The sequence below is a fragment of the Protofrankia symbiont of Coriaria myrtifolia genome, assembly GCF_900634755.1.
GTDB lineage: Bacteria > Actinomycetota > Actinomycetes > Frankiales > Frankiaceae > Protofrankia > Protofrankia coriariae.
Genome location: NZ_CAAAFS010000237.1, coordinates 18,930 through 22,958 on the forward strand (window position 1 = coordinate 18,930; position 4,029 = coordinate 22,958).

The 4,029-nt window shown below is 69.3% G+C and carries 3 protein-coding genes; all 3 read right to left on the reverse strand.

Going from position 1 to position 4,029, the window contains the following annotated elements; all coding sequences use genetic code 11:
* On the reverse strand, nt 1–1,798 hold a 1,798-nt coding region (locus tag CM1CMNOD_RS13290; RefSeq protein ID WP_278045208.1), incomplete at its 3' end, for a beta-ketoacyl synthase N-terminal-like domain-containing protein.
* Nucleotides 1,799–2,352: 554 nt separating this feature from the next.
* A complete protein-coding gene (locus tag CM1CMNOD_RS13295; protein ID WP_013874126.1) occupies nt 2,353–3,003 on the reverse strand; it encodes an SGNH/GDSL hydrolase family protein in 651 nt (216 codons plus the stop codon).
* 501 nt (nt 3,004–3,504) lie between these two features.
* The coding region (locus CM1CMNOD_RS13300; RefSeq protein WP_131774010.1) for a PaaI family thioesterase at nt 3,505–4,029 on the reverse strand (525 nt) is incomplete at its 5' end.

A 4,029-nucleotide genomic window follows, 5' to 3' on the forward strand; every position in this document is an offset into this window, starting at 1 on the left:
CGCCCAGCCGGTGGTCGGCTCCGGCGAACGCCTCGTTCGCGTCGTCGACGGCCCCGGCCACGGTCGGGATGTTGAGCACCGCCTCCAGGCCCATGTCCAGGTACTGGCTGCCCTGCCCGGCGAACAGCGCGCCCACCTTCAGGTCGGCCAGCGCCCGGGCGCGGAAGAACACCCCCGCCGGATGCGTCCACTGCTGCGCGTCCGGGGCGGCGGCGAGCTGCTCGACCGCCAGGGCGAGCAGGCGCTGGGCGGTCTCGTCGTCCGCGGCGACGAAGCCGACCCGGGCGTGCTCCGCCGGGATCTGCGTGCTGTCGTCCGGTTCGGCACCGGACCGCAGCAGCTCCAGCAGGCTGGCCGTGTCGGCCGCGTGCCAGAGGTGGGCGCGGGCGGTGCGGTGCAGTGTCGTGGTGGCGCGGCGCTCGCCGGTGTGCTCCTCAGAGGCCGTGTGTTCCTCAAGAACGACGTGGAAGTTCGTCCCGCCGAAGCCCATCGCCGAGGCGGCGGCCCGGCGGACCGGCCGGTCCGGGTCGCGGATCCACGGCCGGGTCCGGGTGTTGACGTACAGCGGCCCGCCGGTGAAGTCGATCGCGCTGTTGGGATGCTCCACGTTGATCGTCGGCGGCAGCGTCCGGTGGTGCAGGGCGAGCGCGAGCTTCATCAGGCTCGCCGTGCCCGCGGCACCCTTGGTGTGGCCGATCTGTGACTTCACGCTGCCGACCGCGGCGAAGTGCCGCTCGCCGCTCGCCTCGGACAGCGCCTCGGTCAGCGCGGAGAGTTCGGTCCTGTCCCCCACCGCGGTGCCGGTGGCGTGCGCCTCGAACAGCTCGACGGACGCGGGCGAGCAGTCGGCGTCGGCGTAGGCGCGGGCCAGCGCCAGCCGCTGCCCTTCGGCGCGGGGCGCGTAGATGCTCTTGGACCGGCCGTCGCTGGACGAGCCGATGCCGCGGATGACCGCGTAGACACGGTTGCCGTCCCGCTCGGCGTCGGCGAGGCGCTTCAGCGCGATCATGCCGATGCCCTCGCCGATGAGGGTGCCGTCGGCGGCGTCGTCGAACGGTCGGATCTGCCCGCTCTTCGACAGGGCCTGGGTCTTGCTGAAGCACATGTACCCGAAGATCGAGTTTTCGGTGTCGGCGCCACCGGCGATCATCATCTCGGCTCGGCCGTCGACCAGTTCGGCCACGGCCATCCGCAGGGCCGACAGCGACGCCGCGCAGGCCGCGTCCACCGTGCAGTTCATCCCGCCCAGCCCCAGGCGGTTGGCGACCCGGCCGGAGACCACATTGGCCAGCAGGCCGGGGAAGGAGTTCTCCTCCCACGGCGCGAACGCCTGGACGTACTTGGCGGCGATGGCCTCGGCGTCGGACGCGCTGAGCCCGCAGCTACGGACCACTTCCTTCAGGACGGGGGTCGACAGCCGGGCCGCCAGCGGATGCATCAGCGGGACCGGCCCGGTGACCCCCAGGACAACCCCGGTACGGGTGGCGTCGTACCAGTCGGACTCGGTCGCGCCCGCGTCGCGCAGCAGGTCACGGGCCACGATCAGGCTCAGTGTCTGCATGACGCTGGTGACCTCGAGCTGGTTCGGCGGGATGCCGAACTCCAACGGGTCGAAGTCGACGTCGGGAATGAAGCCGCCGCGGCGCGAGTAGGTCATGTCCGGGACGGTCGGATCGGGGTCGTAGTAGTCGTCGAGGTTCCACCGGCTCGCCGGGACGTCCTGTGTGCAGTCCGTCGCGTCGACGATGTTCTGCCAGTACTCCCGGTAGTTGTAGGCGTTCGGGAAGAGACCGGCCATACCGACTATCGCGATCGGGTTGTCGGCCAGGCGCCGTTGCGCCAGCGTGTCGCCGCTCACCGTTTTCCTCTCCTGAGCTTTCCTTGAGCTTTGTCGCAGCGGATGGTCCCGGCCTTTTCCGCGGCCCGGGCCGCGCGTTTCCAGGTCTTGTTCTCCCCGGTCTCGTGCTCCTGGGTCCGACGGTCCCGGGCGGCCGCCGGCGGGTGTTTCGGAACCGGCGTGTTCCGCCGGCCCGCCCGGTGCTCACAGGCACACGAAAGAGCCGGGACGGGGAGCCAGCGGCGCTGGTTCCCCACTCGGCCGTGCCACGCAGTGGCCCGGGAACCCGGGCCGGTCGGACCTTCTGGATCGGCGTGCGGACATCCGCGGCCGGCGGCCGGCCGGCGCGGGAGAAACCGTGATCGTTCCTGTTCGGCCGTTCTGCCACGTCGACCGTCCTGCTATTTCTGGCGGCCTGGTATTTCTGCTGGCCTGGCATTTCTGTTGATGTAGTATTTCAGGTGGCCCGTATTCAGGCTCTCTGGTATCTGGGCTGGTCCGGTATTCAGGCTGGTCTAGTACGACAGTGGTCCGGCGCCGGCGCCGGCGAACGGGGACGCCGTGGGCAGCGGCACCATTCCGGTGGCCAGGGCGACGAGATCCGCCATGGCCTCGGCGAAGCGCTGGTGGCCGACGGGGCTGGGATGCAGGCCGTCGGCCGACCACATGGCCGGGTCCGCCCATTCCCGGCTGTCGACGACGTCCAGGCAGAGCGCGCCGGTACGCGCGGAGATCTCCCGCAGGTGCTCGTTCGCCTCGGCGAAACGGCCCCGCAGGAGCTCCTGGAAGGACGCCGGCAACGGGAGGTTGCGGGGGATGTCCGCGTAGGTCGCGGTGAACATCACCGTGTCCGGGCCGGACAGTGTCGTGAATATCGACTCGAGATTCCGCCGGAAGCGGGCCGCGTCGTAGTCCCGGATCAGGTCGTTGACCCCGGCCACGAACCCGATCAGCGGGGCCTTGTTCACCAGCGCGACCCGAAGCTGCCGGTCGACCACGTCCTGGGTGGTCGCGTCGAAGGTCCCCAGGTTGAGGCAGCCGCTGCCCGGAATCCCGAACATCTCGGCGAACCGGGGCACCCAGCCGCGGTACGTCCCGTCCGGGGCGGGGTCGCCCCGGCCCTCGACGAAACTGTCACCGACGACCGTCATCCGTGCTTTCGCCATCATGTTCCCCGATCCATCCCGAGCTGCCCGCGAAAAGATTTCCTGAGTTGGACGCCAGCCCATCCGTCCGTGAAATATTCACACATTGTTCACGTCCCTGTCATTCTATCCGGCAGGTGTCGGCACGGGCATTCGCCAGCAAGCTTCCTCTCAATTGTGCAGAACATCCGAAAGAATGGTCAACGCCAATCCCGGATACCTATTACCCGATCGGAGCGGGCGATCGACGGTACTCGCAGGAAAACCAGATGCCCGTTCCGAGATTTCTTGACGTATTCCGGCGGAGTTCACCGCCCGGCGGGATCCGCCATACCCGCCGACACACCGGATCCGACGGCGGAGAAACCGTCCGCGCGGGACGCCCCGACAACCGGATGCCGGCCCGGAAACGGCCCGGGGATGCCGTTCCAGGCTTCCTCCCGAGCGCACTGGGAACATCGTCGTGCGCTCTTCGGGCTGTCTGGGTACCAGTGTTCGTACGCGGTGCTGACGGAACCCCGGTCAGCTCGCCGCTATGCTGCAGGCGTAGTCGAAGCGGAACTTGGCCACCAGCACGTCGGCGTCGTCATAGAGCAGTGCCTTGCTGTCCAGGTCGAACTGTTCCGCGGCGGTGCTGGCCAGGACCCGCCGTGCCTCTCTTTCGTCCACGGTGGCGATCGCGCGGACCCGGCCGACGGCAGGCTTCCGGAAGGTCGACCGCGCGTCCCGGACCACCGTGTACTCGACCCGGGCGAGGCGCGGTGCCAGTGCGCCGGCCAGGGCGGCGGCCCCGGCGATGTCCGCGGCCAGGAAGAGCGCGCCGGCATGCACCGTACCCAGATGATTGGTGAGGTTCCGGGCCGCCGGAATCTCGACGACCGCGCGGTCCGGCCCCACCTCGGTGATATCGACCCCGACGAATCTGCCGAAGGGCACGAGCGAGTTCGTGATCTCACGAATCCGCTCGTAGTCGACAGCTCCGCTGGTGGCCTCGCTGAATATCGCGTACCCGGTCCGGGCGGGCGAAACCCGCGTGTCACTAGTAGA